The sequence below is a fragment of the Corynebacterium guaraldiae genome (genome assembly GCF_053480195.1).
This window is the reverse complement of the sequence record NZ_JBRBAU010000016.1, coordinates 1-20,146: the sequence shown is the minus strand read 5'-3', so window position 1 is coordinate 20,146 and position 20,146 is coordinate 1. Positions and strand designations below refer to the sequence as shown.

Below are 20,146 nucleotides of genomic sequence, written 5' to 3'. Positions count from 1 at the left end.
TTTTATACCTCTTCTTTTATCATTTCGCTCCCCGACGAAGGTGTGTACATGTCTCCAAAGACGTTTCTTGAAATCGAAGCCAAGTTCGCCGTGGATGAAACCACCCCGGTACCAGATCTCGCCCGCCTCGATGAGGTAGCCCGAGTCGCAGAAACTCGCCACCACTCGTTGTCGGCGATTTACTACGACACTGAGGATCTCCGCCTTACCCACGCGAAGATCACGCTGCGGCGCCGCACCGGTGGAAATGACGATGGCTGGCATATCAAAATTCCCGGCGCGGAAGGTCGTACCGAAATCCGAGCCGAACTCGGTGAACCCGTCGACGGCAAGTACGAAGTCCCGGCCGAACTCCTCCACCAGGTTCGTTCGGTGATCCGTAACCACCCGCTTGAACCCATTGCACAAGTGGACAACAACCGCACCGAATTGCTCCTCGTAAACACGGACGAGCAGCCTGTCGCTGAGTTCTGCGATGACCATGTCACCGCATTCTCTTTCCTACCAGGTGGCTCTCAGAGCACATGGCGCGAGTGGGAAGTAGAGCTCGCAGGAGAACTGCCCGGTACGAAGGAGGGCAGCGCGCTACTGCGTCATGCCACCTCCCTGTTGATCAGTTCTGGCGCGCGGGTTTCCTCCTCACCGTCCAAGCTGAAGTCAGCATTGGGGCAGTCCATCAACAATGTCGAGCTTCCCCCAGCACTCGCAACGTCTAACGTGGAGCCCGGCTCCCCCGCGGCGGCAGTCGTGGAGGCACTGCGAGCTAATCGGGATAAGCTCGTCGAGTTTGATCCGCGGGTACGCCGTGATGAGTGGGATTCCGTGCACCAAATGCGCGTTGCTACCCGCGAATTGCGCAGCCACCTTCAAACCTTCCACGGCATTGTCGTGGGCCCGGAGATCAAACGCTTAGAGTGCGATCTCAAGGAGCTTGCTGCCATGCTTGGCGTTGCTCGTGACGCTGAAGTTGTGGAAGAACGCTGGCAGAATCTCCTCGCATCGGAGGACTCCGATGTGCTTGATGAAGCCACCCGCGAACACATCGCACACGATATGGGCCGCGCTTACCGCCGCGCGCATCGTCGTGTCATCGCCGCTCTCGATTCTGACCAGTACCTGGCTCTGCTCGATGCGCTCGACGCATTCCTTTCCAACCCGCCAGTCGCCGCCGAGGATGCTTCGGTTGACGAAGACACCAGCGCCGGGGACAACGGTGCGGTGGAATCTGATTCCGCTGCCACAGCTTCCGCTGAACTATCTGAGCAGCAGGAGGCAGCGAAGGACTATGCGCCGAAGCACGCCAAACGTGATGAAGAAGAGTCCCACGATCTTGACACGGTGATGGCGCTGCACCTCAAGCAGGCCTATGACAAGCTGGTCAAGCGCCACAAGAAGGCTATCTCCAACTGGGATAACACCGAGCTGACGCTGCATGAGCGTGAAGAGTACTTCCACGATATGCGCAAGGCCGCAAAGAAACTGCGCTATGCAGCTGAGGCCGCTGGTTCAGCCACCACGCTAAAGACCAAGAACCTCTACAAGGCCTGCAAGCAGATGCAATCTGTCTTGGGAGACTTCCAGGATTCCGTGACATCTCGCGATAAGTTGCTCGAATTGGCAGAAACCGCACGCCGGCGTGGCGAGGATACCTTCGGCTATGGTCTGCTCTACCAGCGCGAGCGCGTCATCGGGTTGGAAGCACTCAACGCCTACTCGGACAGCTTTAAAGCCATCAAGTCCGCGTTTAAGCCGCTGCGCAAGAAGCTGCGCTAAGCCGCCGGCTCATCCTGCGTGGCTGTGTAGTTGTGCAGTCACCACAACGGCCCACACCATCGCCTGCTTGCGGTGGTGTGGGCCCGAGCTTTTCGCATCCGCCTCATGGCCGGCCATGAGACGTTTAGCTATCGCCTAGTTATCGTCTTCGGCGGCATCCTCAGCATCAGCCGCGGCGGTGCGGGCTTGCGCGATTTCAATAGCGCGCTCGGCTTCCTCGCGGGAATTGTAGGGGCCCATGCGGTTCTCCCAGCCGGACACCTTTCCCTGGGATACCTCACCGGTAGACGGGTCGTAGAACCACTTGTTGTCAGCCTCAGCCATAGTTTTCTCCGTTCTGTCGGGCAAGTAATCAGTGCACCCCACACTACAGACCGCCCGCGGGTCACGCCCGTTAGAATAGATTGGTCACCTACTCCTGCCTTTTCTTTTAGGCAGGCTTTCGCCACCAGCAAAGGAGAACCTTCCCGATGCCCCTGTGGACTGCCCCTTCGACCCCGGCCGTCGACCGCGTTCGCGCCGCACACCGCGAGAACGTGGGCGCTGATGCAGCTCATGTTGCCAGCGCCCCTGCCACCTGGGCACTCATCGGCGAGCACATCGATCACTACGGCGGCATCGCCATCATGGGCCTGGCCAACATCCGCGCGGCAGCAGCTGTCAGCCCCCGCAGCGACGGCCTGGTCAAGGTTCGCCTAGAGCACACCAACGGCGAGACCGTTGAAGACCAAATTTCCCTCGAGCAGGTCTCTTCCCTCGCCGCGGAGCAACAGCCCAGCGTCGATTCCGAAGGCCAGCCCATCGAACCCCCTGCACCCGAAGGGGCCATCGCCGCGCGCCTCGGCGGCATCATCTACACCATGATCAACCGCCAGCTCCTTACCCGCGAGACCGCCGGCGCCGATATCACCGTGGTCAACGACATCCCCGATTCGACCGGGCTCGGCGCCGCCGCAGCCATCGACATTGCCACAGCGCTAGCGTTGCTCGGCAACGCAGATGATCTGCATGATGCTCCGCTGCGTGCCCGCATCGCGGAGGTGTGTTCCCAAGCAGTTGGCACCTTCGCCCGATTCCCTGCGCTGCGCGCCCGCCACTCCGCCGCGCTGCGCGGCGCTGGTGAGTCCATCACCATCATCGACTACGCCGACGGCTCCGTCACCCAGGCACCGCACATGGTCAACAAAGACATCGCGGCTTTCGCGCTGGCCGTGCCAAGTGATGCCGATTCCTTAGAAGCCGTCGCAGAGATTCGCACCCGCGAGCGATTCATCGACGCCGCCTGCCGCGCCTTCGGCACGCCTTCGCTGCGCCTGTTGCCGGATGCACCCCAACGCGTCCTCGAGTGGCTCGCCGCTGTCCACAAGGTGCACGGCACCGAGAATCAGCCGACCATCGCGCAAGCCACCGCGTGGCTGACCTTCTACTCAGAGGAAACCGAGCGCGCCGAAGGAGTTGCCCGCGCTTTGCGCTCGCGCCGCGGCACCGAGCTTTTCCCGCTCCTCACGCAGTCGCAGTCAGCCTTGTCCACCGTGTATGAATTCAGCTCCGCGGAGAAACTCGCGCAGCTGGCCACCGCGCGCGGCGCCGTCGCGGCACGCTCCGCCCACGCGGGCACGTCCTCCGCGGTCATCGCCTACGTGCCGAGCACCAAGGCCGCAAACTTTGCGGCCGACTTGGCCGAGGACGGCCTGCTTGTCGTCCCGCTTAGTGCCGGAAGCCCAGCAATCACCGAGGACTAGTCCGCCGGCCACGCGAAGAGCACATCGCGCTCCTCAACGTCGGCCTTGACCAAGGACACCATCGTCTCCTTGCCGGTCTCCGGGTGGCCTACGGCCTGCCCCATCACCGGCGGGTCTAGGACGAAGAGGCGCGCCTTCTCGCGCTGTTCCCCGCCATCAACCACCACGGCTTCGAAGTTGGTGCCTACCCACGGCGCCAAGACCGTCGCCTCCGTAAGGTTCAAACAGGCCTTATCCACCTGGGAGGCCAGCTGCGATGTCGAGCGCATCGTGGAAATGACATCCCCGGCGCGCTCGCGCACCCACTGCGGAACCTCGTAGCCGCCGCTGAGCGCCAGGCAGACCTCCGTGGCGAAGCGGTCAACTAGACGCCGCAACGGGGCCGTCACGTGTGCATAGTAGCCGCCGATTCCCGCGTGCACGTCCGCCTGGCCATCCTCCAGCCACACGTAGTCAGCACCACGAAGTAAACGCTGGGCCTCGCGCATCACCGCCATCCCGCGCGGCGAATCCGCGTCCACGGAATGCAGGAATTCAGAGATGCTGCTCTCCCCCAGCTCAAAACCCAGGGCCTCCGCCTCAGAGCGGAAGGTGGCCTCAGCCTCCGGGGTGGCCGCCGATAGGGTGCGCAGGAAACCAACTCCATGTGATTCCATCAGCCGCCCCGCGCACATTCCGGTGAGCAGGGAAATCTCCGAGTTATAATCCATCACCTCATGGCGCGGCTCCATGACCAGCTCATAGTGGCCTTTCTCCCCATCGCTGCTTTCGGATACGCGCTGCGAGGGAATGCGCAAGTTGATCGCCTCGCGGCGCAGCGAAGAAGCCTGGCGCAGCTTTCCCACCTCCGGCAGCAAGGCGATGGAGGAATGCAGCGTGCCCTTCTCCAAGTCGGCGTGCACTTGGTCGTAGTCCAGCCGCGCGTGGCTGCGCACGAGCGCGCGCTCCACCGAGAAGTCCTCCACCTCACCTGCGGAGTCGAGGTCGAAGGTCCAGAGGACGGCGGGGCGGTCGACGTCGGCAAGCAGCGAAGCCCTATCTTCGGAGAGCTCTGCCGGGTGCAGCCGCGCCGGCTCATCCGGCAGGTAAATGGTCTGGCCGCGCTTGAGGGATTCCTGCTCGAGTGCGGAGCCCGGTTCGATGAACGCGGCGACATCCGCGATGGCATAGAGCACGCGGTAGCCGCCATCGCGCGCCTCGATGAACACGGCCTGGTCCAAGTCCATGGAGCCGGCCGGATCAATTGTTACCAGCGGGATGTCCCGGGCATCGCGGCGCTGCTCGGCATAGCGGTCCTGCGCGGAGGCGGCCTGTGCGGTGACCTCCTCTGGGAAGTCGGTCGGAACGGAAAACTCCTCAGCGATGGGCCGAAAGTCCAAGGGCGCGGCATATAGTTTCATGCCGCCCCATTGTTCCAAAAAATAAAAGCGTGGGTGCGAATGAGCCAACCTATAAGCCGGATTCTGTGCCGCGCACGCGACGCGGTGGCAAACATCCATCCAGGCCAACCGTTGCCAGTTGGCTCAAGCAGCTACCTTCAGGCTTCGGCGAGCAGCCTACTAACGCCTGATCGGGCCCGCTAACGTGGCGGGCCGTGATGCCTTGCTCCCAGTGGGGTTTACCCAGCCACCGCCATCGCTGACGGTGCTGGTGCGCTCTTACCGCACCCTTTCACCCTTACCGCTTCCCTTTCGCCGCGCCGAAACGCAGTGGAGGTACGCGGCGGTCTACTCTCTGTTGCACTTTCCCGCGGGTCACCCCGGGTTGCTGTTAGCAACCACCGTGCTCTGTGGAGTCCGGACTTTCCTCGGCCCGCGCCTAGCCCCATAATGGGGCCGGTTCGACGGAACGCGTTTGCCCGGTCGGCTCATTCGCGCCTGTTAGTTTATCGCAGCGCGCCCAGATGCCCCACATCGTTGAAACGGTGCAGGGTGCTACCGCCCTCGAAGAACTCGACCTCACTCAAGGAAGCCAGCTCAAGGAAGAGGTGGTTGGGCGTTTGCGGTCCGGAATCGAGTGCTTGGCGCACGAAGGACTTGATGGGGTTGACGTGGGAGACCACGAGGACAGTCTGCTCTGCATAGCGCTGCTGCAGCTCGCGGCGCGCAGCACTGACGCGGCGGTGCACTGCGCGCAGGGACTCGCCACCCGGGCAGGCCACGGACGTATCCTTCAGCCAACGCGCGTGGAGCTCGGGGTCGGCGGCATCGGCTTCGGCGAAGGTCTTGCCTTCCCAGCGCCCGAAGTCCACCTCGATGAGGTCCTCGACGGTTTCCACGCGCAGCTCACGGCCCTTAACCACGGCGGCAGCCGTCTGCTGACAGCGGCGCAGCGGCGAGCACACCACGGCATCGATGTGGGTATCGGCCAGGGCTTGGGCAGCGGCGAGCGCTTGCTTCTTGCCCAGCTCGGTCAGCTCGGGGTTTGCACGCCCGGAGTACTGCTTGGCGGCGGACATCGCCGTCTGCCCGTGGCGCAGCAGGATGAAGCGGGTGGACTGTCCGGTCTCGGAGCGCCAGTCGGCCGCGGTTGAAGACGCCGTGCTTGGCGACGTCTCCCCTGCCTCCCCGCCGGGTTCTTCACTGCCCGCAGCATCGACAGCGGCGCCGGTCTCAACGGCGTCGCCGGCACCCATATCGAGGATGCCCACGGGCTCGCCCTTCGCGGCGGCGTCCATCGCCACGTTGGAGAGCTCATCGGCCACCGAGTTCTTGGCGCGCGGAACCCACTCGAGGCTGAAGCGCGGAATCTGGTTGAGCAGGCGGCGCGCCTCGATGGCCAACTTCTGCATGTCCGGGTGCTTGATCTTCCAGCGCCCGTTCATCTGCTCCACCACGAGCTTGGAGTCCATATAGAACTCCACCTCATCCGCGCCCAGCTCCACCGCGGCCTCCAAACCGCGCAGCAACCCGTGGTATTCGGCCACGTTATTCGTGGACTTCTGGCCCACGACGTAAGCGATTTCCCTGAGCAGCTGCGAGCGGTCCTCGTTATAGACCGCAGTTCCGGAGCCGGCGATCCCGGGATTGCCGCGGGAGCCGCCGTCAGCAAAGATGACTAGCTTCATGAGGCCGGGCGCACCAGGTAGGAGCCGCAGTCGCTGCACTGCGGAACCTCGTCGGCAGCAGCGTTGCGCACCGCGTTCTGCTCGGCCGGCGGCAGCACGATGAAGCAACCACCGCAACCACGCCCGGTGAAGGCCGCAGCGCCCACGCCGTTTTCTTCGCGCACGGTCTCGTACTCCTCCAGGACATCCGCGGGCAGCTGCTCGCGCAGCTCGCCGATGCGCACCTGCGGATCCGGGCGGTTCGCCGCGGCCTCTTGGGCGGCCTCGGCCGCGCGCTTGAGTACTTCGAGTTTACGCTCGGAATCGGAGACCTTCGCGCCGTGAACATCAAGGTTGGCGCGCAGTGCGTGGATTTCGTTATGGGCTTCCTGTAGCTCGCTCATAAGATCCGCGATGCGGGACTTTGCAGCGTAGAGATCGTGCTCCAGGTCCTTGCGGGTCTCTGGGTCGGTCGCAGCACCAAGCTGCGCCTTGTCATCGCGCTCGCGCTGACGCAGCTTGCGCTCGTCAGCCTGAATGCGCAAGATCTCCAGTTCCATGTCGTCGACGGCGAGCTGGGCGGAGCCGGAGGCGTCGACAAGCCGGGCGTGTGCGGCCTGGGCCTTCTCGTACTCCTCTTGCTCCGGGATGGTGGTTGCCCCACCTAGCGCCTGGGAGCGCTCGAGGGTGGCCAGCTCCAGCAAGATGCTCTGCAGGTCCTGTGGCAGTTTCATTTAGTTCTCCTTATGCGCAGAAATCGTCCATGGGTCGGTGCGGACATCGATGATCTCGGTGTTCACGCGCAATGCGTCCTCCACAATATCGCGCGCTTGGGCAGTCCAGGGAAACTCGCTGGCCCAGTGAGCGGTATCCACCACGGCCGGGCCCTCCGGCTCCGCCAGGTGCGCGGCGCGCAGGTGCTCATCCACTGGGTGGTGGCGCAAATCGGAGGTGACGTAGACGTCCACGCCGAGAGCCGCCGCGTGGTCCAGGAAGGAATCCCCCGAGCCACTGGAGACGGCAACTTTCTTCACCATGCGCTCCGGATCGCCGGCCGCGCGCACTCCCCATTCGGTTTCCGGAAGGGCATCGGCCACGCGCTGGGTGAATTCGCGCAGAGTCACCGGCTGCTCAAGCTCGCCCACGCGCCCTAGCCCTAAGGCCTCGTCGAGGTTCTCATAGGGCTCCACCGGGACGATGGGGCGGCCGGGCGTGATACCGACGAGCTCAGCCAGCTTGTCGTTGACACCCGGGCGGGCCTTATCCGCGTTGGTGTGCGCGGCCAACAGGGCCACGCCATTGCGTATCAGAGTGTGGATGACCTTGCCCTTCGGCGTATCCGCCGCCACCGAGGTCACCCCGCGAAGCAGCAGCGGGTGATGCACCACGAGCATCTGCGCGCCGAGCTCCACGGCTTTGTCTGCCACTTCCTGGGTGCAGTCCAGAGCGAAGGCCACGGTGCTCACCTCGTCTGTGGGGTCGCCGCACACCAGGCCAACGGCATCCCAGGACTCGGCCAGCTGCGGCGGGTAGGCCTCGTGGATTACGCGGCGGATCTCGCCAACGGTCGTTCGTTCTGCCATCTCGTATGCTCCTTGTTGGCTTGAGGTTTCACGTCAGTCGCGTCGCTGCTATATCCTAGCTTTCGTTCGCCAGCGCACCCCTCTAGCTTAAGGAGCCTTTGCATGACGCCTCCGGAGAACGACAACCAGCTCCACATCGTCTTCGTGTGCACGGGCAACATTTGCCGCTCACCCATGGCGGAAATCATTACACGCGACGCCATGGAGACCGACATGCTCGATCTCCTCGCGCGAGTTTCTTCCTGCGGCCTCGGCGGCTGGCACGTGGGCCAGGGCGCGGACGAGCGCGCCGTGGCTGAGCTGCGCCGCGGCGGCCACGATGGCGCCGGCCACCAGGCCGCCCAGCTGGGTCCGGACCATATGGACGCGGACCTCTTCGTGGCCATGGACACCGGCCACCGCGATGCCCTCATCGAGCGCGGCATCCCGGAAGACAAGGTGCGCCTCATGCGCAGCTTCGATCCGAACTCACCGGAGGATGCCAGCGTGGAGGATCCTTTCTACGGCACGGAGGAGGACTTCGCCCGCACCCGCAGTGAGATCGATGCTTCCGTTCCGGGGCTGCTCGACTGGATTAAAGAAAACCACGGCTAGATAATTCTGCGCGGCTACTAGACTGGTCATCATGCTTAAGACATTCCTCAAGCCTGGGTGGGTGCTCTCTCTCATCTTCATCGTCGCGTTTTCCTATTTGTCTTTCACGGTGCTCGCTCCGTGGCAGCTGAATAAGGACGCGCAGATTGTGGAGCGCAACCACCTCATTGAGGAGGCCTACGACGCCGACCCCCAGCCGGTCACCGAAGTCTTTTCTGCTGATGGCTCCCTGCACAAGGAGTGGGAACGCGCGGAGCTAACCGGCCACTACCTCTCAGAAGATGAGGTGCTCCTGCGCCTGCGCCCGGTGGAATCCGCCCCGGGATTCCAGTCGCTGGTCCCCTTTGAAACCGAGTCTGGTGAAACCTTCCTGGTCAACCGCGGCTGGATGCCCACGGACGAGGGCAACTCCGTCCCCCACATCGACCCGGCCCCGCAGGGCGAGGTCACCATCGTGGCCATGGCGCGCTACGACGAACGCAAGCACACCTCCGCACCCATTGAGGAACAGGGATACACGCAGGTCTACTCCATCAATACGGAGCAGATTGCAGAGCTTGTCGACGTCCCCCTCGCCCACGACTACCTCCAACTCTCCCCGGACCAACCAGGTGAGCTGCATGCGCTGCCGGTGCCGAAGCTGGACCGCGGCAACCACTTGTCCTATGGCTACCAGTGGATTGCCTTCGGCGTGATGGCGCCGCTGGGGTTTGCCTACTTCGTGTGGTCTGAGATTCGGGAGCGCCGCCGCGCCCGCGATGAGGATGCCCTGATTGCTGAGGCCACTGCGGCCGCCACCGGTGCCGGTACCAGCTCCCCCGATGCGGCTGCGGACGTCGATAGCTCCGCGCACGAGGATCCTTCCGGCGAGCACTCTGATGCTACGACGCCTGCTACCCCGCCTTCGACGCCTGCGGCTGCCACGCAGCCTTCGCGCCGCTCCCGCTCACGCTATGGCTCCGCCAAGCCGGACTTCTACGAGAAGATCCGTGAGCGCGGTCAGGAGCGCTACTAGCACCTGAATATTAGTGAGCTCAAGTTTCCTTCATCCCCTGCTCAAGCGCAGTAGACTGCAATAACTAGAGTTACCAACTACCAAGTATCACTAGGGCTTATACCGAGTTCTTACTTGGATTCTCACCATTTTTACATATGAACAAGAAATTAAAGTTTAAGAACTTCCTCGCTTGGGGCGGAATCATTTTCGGCGCACTGATAATCGTAGGAAGTATAGCCTCAGGATCTTTTCGAAGCTTTGCTGGAGGACTCTTCATAGGCCTAGCCTTCGTCCTTCCTAGTGCTTGGTATCTGTTACACCAACGGCGAGAGACTAATGGTGCCGCCCCGCTTAAACGCCACTGGGGCATCATTACAGCAATTGCAATTCTCTCAGCTCTCGTCGGAGGACTAGTTGCTCCCAGTTCTCCTCGTACGAGTCAAGAAGATTCCAGCGAACATCTGACTGAGCCAGAAACCTCGACCCAGCCAGCGGGCCCCAAGACCACCGAAGAGTCGCCCACAACTAGCACCCCGCCGAAGCAAATTGATCGATGTGAACCCATTGATGGGGCTAAAAATACATTTTTCACTGATGGCTCACACGGCTGGACAGAAGACTGCGACAACGAGATTCGTGCTGCAGAAGAAGAGCGACGCAAACAAGAGGAAATTGTGGAGTCCCAACGGCGTCAAGCCGAGCAAGAAGCAGCTGAGCGGGAAGAAGCTGAACAGCAACGTTTGCAGCAGGAGCTCGAAGAGCAACAGCAGTTTGAGCAACAGCCGGCGCCTCAGCTTGATCAGCCGCCAGCTGATTTGAATTTTAGAAGCTGCGAGGAAGCCCAAGAAGCAGGCTATTCTCATATGACTGCGGGAAGCCCTGGCTATAGCCGACGCCTAGACCGCGACGGCGACGGTATCGCTTGTGACAAGGTCGGTTAGAGAAAGGGACGCACTGATCAAGGCATCCCTAACGACTTCGCCTTACATGTGCTTGAGGCTTTCCTGTTCAAGCTCCGTGTAGCGCCACCTAGGATTGGGCGCACTTCTGGAGAAAAGTAGGCCTAAACGACAGGATGTGTTGGTGAGGTTGGGTGGTTAGCTGGTCTGGTGTGCTGGTATTAGGATGATTTCACTTATCCGGAGGGATAACCCAGTCTCGGGCCGGAAATACCGCCGGGGGAGTGCCGGTGTGCTAGCTGCCTAGGTTCACGATGAGAGGATGAGTAAGAATCATCCTCGATGCCCTGTCTGTAGCGGGGTATGCATCAAATACGGAACGACAAGTACCGGTCGCCAACGATGGCGATGCCGCACTTGCAAGGCCACTTTCACCCGCGCCAATGACGACGCAGTTCAAGCAAAATGGTTTCGCCTTTTCATCTCTTGGCTCATGTCAGGCCACAGCCTGGCAGAGACAGCTAAGACCTGCGGAGTTTCATCACGAACTCTGCAACGCCGGTTCAAAACGTTTTGGCTTATCCAACCTCCCCGAAGCGTTGATAAGCAGCGAATCTACGACCAAATCTTCATCGACGGCACCTACTTCAACACCAAGTGCCTTGTCGTGGCTGCTGACTCCTGCCATGTCATCAACTGGTTCTGGTGCACTAAGGAATCCTCCTGGTCATACATGCGCCTGCTGGACGAACTAGCCCCACCACAACTGGTGACCTGTGATGGGGATTCCGGAGGACTTAAAGCACTACGCCGCCTGTGGCCTGATACCCCGGTTCAACGCTGTATTGTCCACGTCAAACGCAGCATTCAACGCGCCACAGGCCTGCACCCCACCTCGCCGATGGGCAAAGCACTGCGACGGCTGTCCTTCGAACTGCTAGCCGTTGACAACCTGGATGAAGCAGCCGAATGGACTGCCAAGCTACACCAATTCGGCACTGTATTTAGCGCCCAGCTCAAAGCCAGAACTTACGTCAAAGACGTCCCTTTCGAGCAGATTCCTAAATCCAAACGTGGCAACAAAAAATGGTGGTACACCCACGATGTTCACCGCGGAATCTACCTGCAGCTGAAGAAAATGAGTCAACACGGACACCTCTTTGCCTACCTCACCCAAGCTAAAGAAGGCCAACGCTTAGAGCGCACAACCAACAGCCTGGAAGGCGGAGTGAACTCACAAATCAAGAAACTGATGCACGCCCACCGGGGACTACGCGACGAGCAACAACGCATCGCCTGTGACTGGTGGCTGTACCTACACACGCAGCTGCCTGGCGACCCCGTAGAAATCGCCAGGCAGCAAAACTGGGGCCAGGACGCACTCGCCAAAGCACAAACCCTAGCCAACCAGGAAACACAAGCCACCAGCGGCCACGAAGACGGCCGACCAGCAACCTACGACAGCGCCATCGACACTGCCTACAACCACTCTATGGGAATACGCAAAGGTCACATACGCTAAACCCCAACCCCCACCAACACAATCTGTCGTTTAACTCGACACGCCGGAAAACAACACGTTTTGTCGTTTAGGCCGAAAAGTAGTTTGAAATACTTACGGGGCAAAAGTGACCTCCGTGAACACGCGTAAGTACTTCATTCATCCCCTCATCCGGGATCAACCCGGGAATAAGTAAAAGGCCAAACCTTAAAGTTGGTTTGGCCTTCCATTTTGTGCGGCCTGAGGGGATCGAACCCCCGACCTACTGGGTGTAAACCAGTTGCTCTTCCAGCTGAGCTAAAGCCGCAGTGCACTGTGTGCTCGCACAAGATTAGCCTATGGGCACCCGCAGCGACAAATCAAGGTGTAACTAGTCGCTGCGAATGCCGTGTGAGCAGGCATATCCTGCGGTGGCCCTTAAGGCTTCTTGGTGTAGCCGCGAGCCACAAGGCAGGAACCCTGCCACTCGCCGAGGCGCTCAGCCTTGGTCTGCACCAGACCAGCCAGCTGTGCGGATTCGGAGATCTCACCGGGCTCGAGGTTGCCCGGCTTTCCAGCGCCTGGGGTCAGCAGCCAGATACGGCCGGAATCACCCAGGGGACGGGTGGCATCGACCAGCCCATCGACCAAATCGCCGTCCTCCGCGCGCCACCACAGCAGCACGAGGTCACACAGCTCGTCGGTCTCCTCATCGAGGAAATCCTCCCCCAACACGTCCTCGATGGACTCAGAAATCGTGGAGTCACAGTCCTCGTCCCAGCCAAGCTCCAGAGCAATCTGCCCCTCTTCGATGCCGAGCTTGGCTGCAAATCCCGTCACTCGCTGAGTTCCTTCCGATGAAGTAGTTGATGTCATGCAGAGTATTTTAACGTCTACGGTGCACTTTTTCGCGACGAACCTCCCCCTATCTTCCCCAGTGGTGGACATTTTCCCCCATGAAACCACCCCTGGGGGCCTCCAAATGCCCCGCCGTGAAAGCGGCGCGTATCCTAGGAACAGATCTTTGTACTACGAACCAGGAGGATTTAATGGCCGACTTGGACGCCCACAACGGCGACTCCAACTTCCCCATCGTTCGCGATGGCGTGGCAGCATACCTGCACGACTCCGACCCGGAAGAAACCCGCGAGTGGATGGACTCCCTCGACGGTCTGCTGGACTCTTCCGATCCGGAGCGCGCCCGCTACCTCATGCTGCGTCTTCTTGAGCGCGCTACCGCCAAGCGCGTGCCGTTGCCGTCCCTGACGTCCTCGGATTTTGTCAACACCATCCCAACCTCCCTCGAGCCGGAGTTCCCGGGCGATGAGGAATTGGAGAAGCGCTACCGCCGCTGGATCCGCTGGAACGCGGCCATCATGGTGCACCGCGCACAGCGCCCGGGCATTGGCGTCGGTGGACACATTTCCACGTACGCAGGTGCTGCCCCGCTGTATGAGGTGGGCCTGAACCACTTCTTCAAGGGCAAGGATGATCCCTCCGGCGGTGACCAGGTCTTCTTCCAGGGCCACGCTTCACCGGGCGTCTACGCACGTGCTTTCATGGAAGGCCGCCTCACCGAGGAAGACCTCGATGGTTTCCGCCAGGAGCACTCGCGCGGCGAAGGCAAGGGCCTGCCGTCCTACCCGCACCCGCGCCTGATGCCGGACTTCTGGGAATTCCCCACCGTGTCCATGGGCCTTGGCCCCATCAACGCAATCTACCAGGCACGCTTCAACAAGTATCTGGAGAAGCGCGGCATTAAGGACACCTCCAAGCAGCACGTCTGGGCCTTCCTCGGCGACGGCGAGATGGATGAGCCGGAGTCCCGCGGTCTGCTGCAAATGGCGTCCCTCTACGAGCTAGACAACCTGACCTTCGTGGTCAACTGCAACCTGCAGCGTCTCGACGGCCCGGTGCGCGGTAACACCCAGATCATTCAGGAGCTGGAGTCCTTCTTCCGCGGTGCTGGCTGGTCCGTCATCAAGATTGTCTGGGGCCGCGGCTGGGACAAGCTGCTTGAAGCCGATAAGGACGGCGCCCTGGTCAACATCATGAACACCACCTCTGATGGTGACTACCAGACCTTCAAGGCTAACGACGGCGCCTACGTCCGCGAGCACTTCTTCGGCCGTGATGAGCGCACGCTCAAGCTGGTTGAGGACATGTCCGATGATGAGATTTGGGCACTGCGCCGCGGTGGCCACGACTACCGCAAGATCTACGCCGCATACGACAAGGCGCTGAGCTACGCGGGCACCGGCCGCCCGACGGTCATCCTGGCCCACACCATTAAGGGCTACGGCTTGGGCCACAACTTCGAGGGCCGCAATGCGACCCACCAGATGAAGAAGCTGACGCTGGAGGATCTGAAGCTCTTCCGCGATAAGCAGGGAATCCCGATCAGCGACGAGCAGCTCGAAGCCGATCCGTACCTGCCGCCGTACTACCACCCGGGCAAGGACGCCCCGGAAATCAAGTACATGCTGGAGCGCCGCAACGAGTTGGGTGGCTTCTTGCCGGAGCGCCGTGAGAACTTCGAAACTCTCACCACCCCGGATCTGTCCAAGCTGCGTTCGGTGCGCAAGGGCTCGGGCAAGCAGGACGTGGCCACGACCATGGCTCTGGTGCGTACCTTCAAGGAGCTCATGCGCGATAAGGAGCTGGGCAAGCGCGTCGTTCCGATCATTCCTGATGAGGCCCGCACCTTCGGCATGGACTCCTGGTTCCCGACTCTCAAGATTTGGAACCCGCGCGGCCAGAACTACGTCCCGGTGGATCATGACCTCATGCTCTCCTACCGCGAGGCTGCCGACGGCCAGATTCTGCACGAGGGTATTTCTGAGGCAGGCGCAGCCGCCTCCTTCACCGCAGCTGCTACCTCCTACGCCACCCAGGGCGAGGCGATGATTCCGCTGTACATCTTCTACTCGATGTTCGGCTTCCAGCGCACCGGCGATGCCTTCTGGGCTGCCGGCGACCAGCTGGGCCGCGGCTTCATCATCGGCGCTACCGCCGGCCGCACCACCCTGACCGGCGAGGGCCTGCAGCACATGGACGGCCACTCCCCGATCCTGGCGTCGACCAACCCGGCTGTGGAGGTCTACGACCCAGCCTTCGGCTACGAGATTGCGCACCTGGTTCCGCGCGGTATCGAGCGCATGTACGGCGAGGACAACGAGCCGATCATGTACTACATCACCGTGTACAACGAGCCGGTCAAGCAGCCTGCCGAGCCGGAGAACCTCGACGTCGAGGGCCTGCACAAGGGCATTTACCACTACAACACCGCTGAGTCCGGCTCCATCCCGGCCAACATCCTGGCCTCCGGTGTGGGCATGTACGAGGCTCTGCGCGCCCAGGAAATCCTGGCTGAAAGCTACGACGTCAAGGCGTCGCTGTTCTCCGTCACCTCGTGGGTCAAGCTGGCGCGCGACGGCGCGGCCCGCAACAAGGAAGCTCTGCGCAAGGGCGTTGAGCCGACCGAGGCATTCGCCACCTCCCAGCTCAAGGGCTTCGAGGGACCGTTCGTTGGTGTCTCCGACTTCGCCACGGACCTGCAGGAGCAGATTCGCCCCTACGTCCCGGGTGACTACATCGTCCTGGGTGCAGACGGCTTCGGCTTCTCTGATACCCGCGAGGGTGCCCGCCGCTACTTCAACACCGACGCCGAGTCCATCGTCGTCGCAGTCCTCGAGGGCTTGGCTCGCGAGGGCAAGGTGGAGCGCAGCACCGTGGAAAAGGCGGCTCGCGAGCTCAAGCTCGACGACCCGACGTCCACCCTCTCCACGTCCTCCGATGAGGACTAAGGCTTAGGCCTTAAGAGCCTCAAGCTTTCCAGCCCCTTCTGCCTGAGCAGGAGGGGCTTTCTCATGTTCAACTCATGTTCAAGCCGAGGGGCAACTGCCCTTGTTGCCAAAGATCGGGCCAGATCTTGAATCAGAGGCTATAACTTTGGCAGAACGGGCAGTTCGGGCACCGCGCGTGGCCCAGCCAACGCCAATAGAAGGCTCAACCGCCATCAGCAGCAGGCCCTAGCTACCCAGCACTCCATCGAGGACGCGCCCCAACGCCTTGGAGACCTCGCTGGGCTCCTCCAAGATGACCATGTGCCCGGCGCCGTCGATGACAGTCAGAGTGGAATCCGGCCAGTGACGGGCAATGACCTCCGATTGGCGGTGCGGGGTCACGATGTCAAGGCTGCCCACCACAATTTCGCCGGGCACGTTTCTAAGCCTGGCCGCCGCGCCGAACTCGGAGTGCTCCACCAGATCGTCGAAGAAGCCTGCGTAGCTCGACATCGGGGTATCCAGCAGCATCGCCACGTGGAATTGCAGCTTGTCCATCTGCGGGAAGCCCTGCAGCAGCGCCGCGAAGGCCGGGGCGATAAGCGCTGCGGCCTCAAAGCGCACGCGGTTGAGCCGGCTCGGCAACCGCAAACAAGCGCGATAGACCATGCCCAGCGTCTTCGATTCCAAGACGCGCGCCACGCCCTCGGCCGCAAAGCGCTGCATCGAGGTAGCCACCAGCGTCATGCCCTTAACGCGGTGAAAAACCTCCCGCGGGGCGCGCCGCAGCAGGTTGAGCGCAATCATTCCGCCCATCGAGTGCCCAAGCAGCACCAACGGCCCCTCGGCGGCGCGCTCAGCGATGACGGCCAGCACGTCGTCGGCCGCGCCCCGAACCGTGCACTGCGCGGGAGTGACGTGGGTGGATTGGCCGTGGCCGCGGACGTCGACAAGCAGGCAGCGCACCGAAGGGTAGTTGCGGCGCACGTCGTTGACCTGGGAGTAGAAGCTCTCAGCAGACAAGCAGTAGCCGTGGATGAAAACCACGGTGACCTCCGCGTCCTGCGGGCCTACCTCGTACCATGCCACGCGCACGCCGTCGTTGTCCACGAAGCCCGAGTCCGTCACCCCGGTCAGGCCCGGCTCTGTCGTGAGATCATGCAACTGACCGTGGACGGTGTGCTCGATGGAGCGCATGCGAGGGCGGGCCCGGCGCGACCAGCTGCGGGCGATGGCGGAGGAACGTGCTCGAATAACCATGACATTTCAATACTAGACTGGGCTCCATGGCTAATGACCTTTCAGCGCAACTCCAAGCCCGCTTCGGCTCCGCGCCGGCAGAAGAAAAAGAAGCTTCCCCAGCCGGGGACGCATACGGCGAGCTCACCCGCCTCATCACGAAGGTGACCGGCGTGGAGGAAGGCCTGGAGCGCGAAGCGAAATTGGAGGACCTGGGGGTTGAGTCGCTCGAGCGCATCGAATTAGCCGTGCGCCTCGAGGAGGCCTGCGGGGTCCGCCTTAATGAAGAAACCATGCTCTCCGTCACCACGGTGGGCGAACTTGCTGATTATGTGGAGGAACACTCGTGATTTCCTATCTCTCAGACATGGACGGCGTCCTCATCAAGGAAGGGGAAATGATTCCCGGCGCGGATAAATTCATCCAGGCGCTGAAGGATAACAACATCGAGTACATGGTGCTCACGAACAACTCGATGTCCACCCCGCGGGATCTCTCCGCACGTCTGAAGAACACCGGTCTCGACATCCCGGCGGAGCGCATCTGGACCTCGGCGACGGCCACGGCGGCCTTCCTGTCCACCCAGGCCGGCCTCTCCACGGCCTACGTCGTGGGCGAGTCCGGCCTGACCACCGCCCTGCACGAGGCCGGCTGGATTCTCAATGACCGCGACGCGGACTTCGTGGTCTTGGGTGAGACCCGCACGTATTCTTTTGAAGCCATCACCACGGCGATCAACCTTATCCGCAACGGCGCGCGGTTCATTGCCACCAACCCGGACGTCACGGGCCCGGCCCCGCAGGGCGTGCTGCCGGCCACGGGTGCTGTCGCGGCACTCATTACTGCGGCGACCAACCGCGAGCCTTACTACGTGGGCAAGCCGAACCCAGTCATGATGCGCAGCGCGTTGAATAACATCGGCGCGCACTCGGAAAATACCGTCATGATCGGTGACCGCATGGATACCGACGTCAAGTCCGGTTTGGAGGCCGGCATGCGCAGCATCCTGGTGCGCTCAGGCATCAGTGATGACAGCATCATCGAGCGCTACCCTTTCCGCCCGACTCACGTCATTGACTCCGTGGCGGAGCTTCCGGAGCGCATCCTGGATCCCTTCGCGGACTAGGACTTAGACCGCACGCTTGACGACGCCCCTGAATCCGTACTCCCCCGCCAACATCTCCACGGCGCGGCCCAGTGCGTCCAGTTCGCTGGGCGTTCCCGTAATGACTTGCTGGCAGCCTATCCCGAGGCCGCCTGCGTTGTCGGGAACGCGGCCGCTAAGCGGATCCCATACTGGGTCGCGGTGCCAACGGGTACACCATTGGGCGGTCAGCGGGTCATCACCAGGCACTATGAACTCGCTTTCGCTGCTGATGCAGCGCGCCATGGCGCGCTCGATGGCAGGGCGCAGGTTGCGCGGCATGCCCGAGATCTGCAGCACGGCGGTGCAGACCTCACCGCAGGCGCGGTTGGGCCAGTTATCTGCCGGGCTGCCAAGTGGGGTGGCTGAAGCGGCCGGCGCGGTGTCACCGGCCAGCTGCGGGTGAACGCGTTGATTCACTCCTTAAACTCCTTTGACGTGCGAGTGATGGCACGCCGGCATGCGCCGACGCAAGACGAGCTTCGTCTTCCCCTACGAACTTGTCTTCATCACGTCACTCGCGCCGAGGCGCGAACACCGCTTGGTGCGGCCGCAGTATGCGGCCACACGGTGCGTCGTTGTGTGCCCACAATTTTCCCCCGCCACTTGAGCCACAACAACCCTCAACCTGCGCTTAAGCCCCCACAGCCTCAACAAGAACTTGAGACTTTCACCCCGAAATTCGCCCCATCAATCACTTCAGTCACATAAGTCAACGTGTGTAACACGCGCGCGTTGTCGCCACAGCTACCCCACTACCCCCGTTGCGGCGCCCTACGGTACGCCGCGACGACGCTCAACACCGTCATGCCACCCCGGCTAGCCCGCCTGGCACTCCTGCCAGATGGCCGTGTTGGTCTCAGCCCACAAAGGCTTGCACCACTCGCCAAAATCGCGGTCCGTCAGCGCAACCATGGCCCAGTCACCAGCCACCCACAGGTAGGTACCGCTCATACCGAAGTGCCCCACGGCATCGGCGGGCAAGCCACCCATCCACTGCTGCTTCTCACCGTGGATTTCAAATCCCAACCCCCACGTGCAGTCTTTGAAGCTGCCATAGCCGGGCACGATACCCCGCAGCCCCGGGAACTGGACGCTGCGCATCTCTTCGACAGTCGAAGGATCGAGCAGGCGCGGCGAATAGACCTCGCCGGCAAAGGCAACGAGATCCTCCACGCTGGAGACCAAGCCATGACCCGCTGACCCCTCCAGAGTTGTGGCTTGCATCCCCAGAGGAGCACACACACCTTCAGCAAGGTATTCAGCAAATGGAATCTCGGTGGCCTTCTCCACTTCCTCGGCGGCCCATTCATAGCCGGCCGAGGAGTAGATGCGGCGCTCCCCTACGGGCTTCTGTGGCTCGCGGGAATCAAAGCCCACGCCCGAGGCATGTGCCAAGAGGTGGCGCAGCGTGGAGCCTTCAGGGCCTGCCGGCTGATCCAGCTCCACCGCCCCTTCTTCCACGGCCACCATCACTCCATAGGCGGCCACCAACTTGGTCACGGATGCCACCGGGAAGCGGCGGGAGGTATCCCCCACCTGCTCAACCACTTCGCCGCGGTGCAGCAAGGCACCAGCAACGGTATCGACGGGCCAGGACTCAAGGGAAGAAAAAGCGCTCATGCGCTCCAGCTTAACGAGGATCGCGCTCGCAGCCTACGCCATCACCATCGCGGTCGAACTTGGAGCGGAAACCTGGCTCACCCGCATAGATCGGGCGGCCTAGTGCGTTCCACACGTCTGCGCAGCGAGTAAAGGACGCGGGGGCAGGCTTCGGAGCCGGAGCCGGCTTAGGTGCGGGAGCCGGCTTGGGCGCCGGGGCTGGAGCAGGAGCCGGAGCTGGCTTCGGCGCGGGGGCAGGGGC

General features: G+C 62.1%; 19 protein-coding genes, 1 tRNA gene and 1 other RNA gene. 9 read left to right on the top strand and 12 right to left on the bottom strand.

The annotated features are described in order from the left end of the window. Positions 1-48 precede the first annotated feature (48 nt). On the top strand, positions 49-1,773 hold the full coding sequence (locus ACUY3D_RS11240; RefSeq protein ID WP_070519737.1) for a CYTH and CHAD domain-containing protein: 1,725 nt from the start codon (positions 49-51) through the stop codon (positions 1,771-1,773). 135 nt (positions 1,774-1,908) lie between these two features. Here the strand turns inward: ACUY3D_RS11240 and ACUY3D_RS11235 are convergent, their stop codons facing one another. Then, positions 1,909-2,097: a hypothetical protein gene (locus ACUY3D_RS11235; RefSeq protein WP_070519735.1), complete on the bottom strand. Its 189-nt coding sequence runs from the start codon at positions 2,095-2,097 to the stop codon at positions 1,909-1,911. Positions 2,098-2,243: 146 nt separating this feature from the next. Here ACUY3D_RS11235 and ACUY3D_RS11230 point away from each other — a divergent pair, with 146 nt between their 5' ends. Further along, on the top strand, positions 2,244-3,515 hold the full coding sequence (locus ACUY3D_RS11230) for a galactokinase family protein (RefSeq protein WP_448241124.1): 1,272 nt from the start codon (positions 2,244-2,246) through the stop codon (positions 3,513-3,515). Here ACUY3D_RS11230 and ACUY3D_RS11225 read toward each other — a convergent pair. The 5 genes from ACUY3D_RS11225 to ACUY3D_RS11205 all read right to left on the bottom strand — a co-directional run bounded on the left by ACUY3D_RS11225 (position 3,512) and on the right by ACUY3D_RS11205 (position 8,144). Next, on the bottom strand, positions 3,512-4,915 hold the full coding sequence (locus ACUY3D_RS11225; RefSeq protein ID WP_070562708.1) for an RNB domain-containing ribonuclease: 1,404 nt from the start codon (positions 4,913-4,915) through the stop codon (positions 3,512-3,514). The two genes, ACUY3D_RS11230 and ACUY3D_RS11225, sit on opposite strands and share 4 nt — an antisense overlap. Positions 4,916-4,951: 36 nt before the next feature. Then, positions 4,952-5,385: RNase P RNA component class A (gene rnpB, locus ACUY3D_RS11220), an RNA gene on the bottom strand. Between the two features lie 15 nt (positions 5,386-5,400). Then, a complete protein-coding gene (locus tag ACUY3D_RS11215; RefSeq protein WP_101735552.1) occupies positions 5,401-6,582 on the bottom strand; it encodes a bifunctional RNase H/acid phosphatase in 1,182 nt (393 codons plus the stop codon). Next, positions 6,579-7,295 (bottom strand): zinc ribbon domain-containing protein, encoded by a 717-nt coding sequence (locus tag ACUY3D_RS11210; protein ID WP_070519727.1) that lies wholly within the window; start codon positions 7,293-7,295, stop codon positions 6,579-6,581. The genes ACUY3D_RS11215 and ACUY3D_RS11210 overlap by 4 nt, the downstream gene beginning before the upstream one ends. Continuing rightward, complete coding sequence (locus ACUY3D_RS11205) at positions 7,296-8,144, bottom strand: Nif3-like dinuclear metal center hexameric protein (RefSeq protein ID WP_070519725.1); 849 nt, start codon at positions 8,142-8,144, stop codon at positions 7,296-7,298. Positions 8,145-8,246: 102 nt separating this feature from the next. Between ACUY3D_RS11205 and ACUY3D_RS11200 the strand changes: the two genes are divergently transcribed. The 4 genes from ACUY3D_RS11200 to ACUY3D_RS11185 all read left to right on the top strand — a co-directional run bounded on the left by ACUY3D_RS11200 (position 8,247) and on the right by ACUY3D_RS11185 (position 12,156). After that, positions 8,247-8,738: a low molecular weight protein-tyrosine-phosphatase gene (locus ACUY3D_RS11200; protein WP_070519723.1), complete on the top strand. Its 492-nt coding sequence runs from the start codon at positions 8,247-8,249 to the stop codon at positions 8,736-8,738. A 31-nt stretch (positions 8,739-8,769) separates the two neighbouring features. Then, positions 8,770-9,753: an SURF1 family cytochrome oxidase biogenesis protein gene (locus tag ACUY3D_RS11195; RefSeq protein ID WP_448241123.1), complete on the top strand. Its 984-nt coding sequence runs from the start codon at positions 8,770-8,772 to the stop codon at positions 9,751-9,753. A gap of 137 nt (positions 9,754-9,890) precedes the next feature. Next, positions 9,891-10,676 carry an excalibur calcium-binding domain-containing protein gene (locus ACUY3D_RS11190; RefSeq protein WP_448241122.1) on the top strand — a complete coding sequence of 262 codons (786 nt, stop codon included), beginning with the start codon at positions 9,891-9,893 and terminating at the stop codon, positions 10,674-10,676. Between the two features lie 280 nt (positions 10,677-10,956). After that, on the top strand, positions 10,957-12,156 hold the full coding sequence (locus tag ACUY3D_RS11185; protein WP_448241121.1) for an IS1249 family transposase: 1,200 nt from the start codon (positions 10,957-10,959) through the stop codon (positions 12,154-12,156). Between the two features lie 213 nt (positions 12,157-12,369). Here ACUY3D_RS11185 and ACUY3D_RS11180 read toward each other — a convergent pair. Both ACUY3D_RS11180 and ACUY3D_RS11175 read right to left on the bottom strand, forming a co-directional pair. After that, a tRNA-Val gene (locus ACUY3D_RS11180) sits at positions 12,370-12,442 on the bottom strand. Positions 12,443-12,552: 110 nt separating this feature from the next. Beyond that, positions 12,553-12,990 (bottom strand): DUF3052 domain-containing protein, encoded by a 438-nt coding sequence (locus ACUY3D_RS11175; protein WP_070517365.1) that lies wholly within the window; start codon positions 12,988-12,990, stop codon positions 12,553-12,555. 173 nt (positions 12,991-13,163) lie between these two features. On the opposite strand from ACUY3D_RS11175, the gene aceE reads away from it, so the two are divergent. Next, a complete protein-coding gene (gene aceE, locus ACUY3D_RS11170) occupies positions 13,164-15,920 on the top strand; it encodes a pyruvate dehydrogenase (acetyl-transferring), homodimeric type (protein ID WP_070532701.1) in 2,757 nt (918 codons plus the stop codon). A 225-nt stretch (positions 15,921-16,145) separates the two neighbouring features. Here the strand turns inward: aceE and ACUY3D_RS11165 are convergent, their stop codons facing one another. After that, a complete protein-coding gene (locus tag ACUY3D_RS11165; protein ID WP_101735549.1) occupies positions 16,146-17,159 on the bottom strand; it encodes an alpha/beta fold hydrolase in 1,014 nt (337 codons plus the stop codon). Between the two features lie 26 nt (positions 17,160-17,185). Between ACUY3D_RS11165 and ACUY3D_RS11160 the strand changes: the two genes are divergently transcribed. Together ACUY3D_RS11160 and ACUY3D_RS11155 are read left to right on the top strand one after the other, a co-directional pair. Continuing rightward, positions 17,186-17,488: an acyl carrier protein gene (locus tag ACUY3D_RS11160; RefSeq protein ID WP_070519714.1), complete on the top strand. Its 303-nt coding sequence runs from the start codon at positions 17,186-17,188 to the stop codon at positions 17,486-17,488. After that, positions 17,485-18,264, top strand: coding sequence for an HAD-IIA family hydrolase (locus ACUY3D_RS11155; RefSeq protein ID WP_070562692.1), 780 nt, complete (start codon positions 17,485-17,487; stop codon positions 18,262-18,264). Before ACUY3D_RS11160 ends, ACUY3D_RS11155 begins: the two co-directional genes overlap by 4 nt. Before the next feature lie 3 nt (positions 18,265-18,267). Here ACUY3D_RS11155 and ACUY3D_RS11150 read toward each other — a convergent pair whose 3' ends face one another. The 3 genes from ACUY3D_RS11150 to ACUY3D_RS11140 form a co-directional block, all read right to left on the bottom strand. Further along, a complete protein-coding gene (locus tag ACUY3D_RS11150) occupies positions 18,268-18,702 on the bottom strand; it encodes a hypothetical protein (protein ID WP_070562688.1) in 435 nt (144 codons plus the stop codon). Between the two features lie 399 nt (positions 18,703-19,101). After that, the gene (locus ACUY3D_RS11145; protein ID WP_448241120.1) at positions 19,102-19,905 is read right to left on the bottom strand and encodes a serine hydrolase domain-containing protein; all 804 of its coding nucleotides are present in this window, start codon (positions 19,903-19,905) and stop codon (positions 19,102-19,104) included. Between the two features lie 10 nt (positions 19,906-19,915). Beyond that, positions 19,916-20,146: excalibur calcium-binding domain-containing protein (locus ACUY3D_RS11140; RefSeq protein ID WP_448241119.1), on the bottom strand; the 231-nt coding region annotated here is incomplete at its 5' end.

Coding starts and splice junctions, on each gene's coding strand:
- aceE (WP_070532701.1), top strand. CDS start 13,164: ATGGCCGACTTGGACGCCCACAACGGCGACTCCAACTTCCCCATCGTT.
- ACUY3D_RS11230 (WP_448241124.1), top strand. CDS start 2,244: ATGCCCCTGTGGACTGCCCCTTCGACCCCGGCCGTCGACCGCGTTCGC.
- ACUY3D_RS11205 (WP_070519725.1), bottom strand. CDS start 8,144: ATGGCAGAACGAACGACCGTTGGCGAGATCCGCCGCGTAATCCACGAG.
- ACUY3D_RS11165 (WP_101735549.1), bottom strand. CDS start 17,159: ATGGTTATTCGAGCACGTTCCTCCGCCATCGCCCGCAGCTGGTCGCGC.
- ACUY3D_RS11160 (WP_070519714.1), top strand. CDS start 17,186: ATGGCTAATGACCTTTCAGCGCAACTCCAAGCCCGCTTCGGCTCCGCG.
- ACUY3D_RS11225 (WP_070562708.1), bottom strand. CDS start 4,915: ATGAAACTATATGCCGCGCCCTTGGACTTTCGGCCCATCGCTGAGGAG.
- ACUY3D_RS11145 (WP_448241120.1), bottom strand. CDS start 19,905: ATGAGCGCTTTTTCTTCCCTTGAGTCCTGGCCCGTCGATACCGTTGCT.
- ACUY3D_RS11200 (WP_070519723.1), top strand. CDS start 8,247: ATGACGCCTCCGGAGAACGACAACCAGCTCCACATCGTCTTCGTGTGC.
- ACUY3D_RS11175 (WP_070517365.1), bottom strand. CDS start 12,990: ATGACATCAACTACTTCATCGGAAGGAACTCAGCGAGTGACGGGATTT.
- ACUY3D_RS11235 (WP_070519735.1), bottom strand. CDS start 2,097: ATGGCTGAGGCTGACAACAAGTGGTTCTACGACCCGTCTACCGGTGAG.
- ACUY3D_RS11210 (WP_070519727.1), bottom strand. CDS start 7,295: ATGAAACTGCCACAGGACCTGCAGAGCATCTTGCTGGAGCTGGCCACC.
- ACUY3D_RS11190 (WP_448241122.1), top strand. CDS start 9,891: ATGAACAAGAAATTAAAGTTTAAGAACTTCCTCGCTTGGGGCGGAATC.
- ACUY3D_RS11240 (WP_070519737.1), top strand. CDS start 49: ATGTCTCCAAAGACGTTTCTTGAAATCGAAGCCAAGTTCGCCGTGGAT.
- ACUY3D_RS11195 (WP_448241123.1), top strand. CDS start 8,770: ATGCTTAAGACATTCCTCAAGCCTGGGTGGGTGCTCTCTCTCATCTTC.
- ACUY3D_RS11185 (WP_448241121.1), top strand. CDS start 10,957: ATGAGTAAGAATCATCCTCGATGCCCTGTCTGTAGCGGGGTATGCATC.
- ACUY3D_RS11215 (WP_101735552.1), bottom strand. CDS start 6,582: ATGAAGCTAGTCATCTTTGCTGACGGCGGCTCCCGCGGCAATCCCGGG.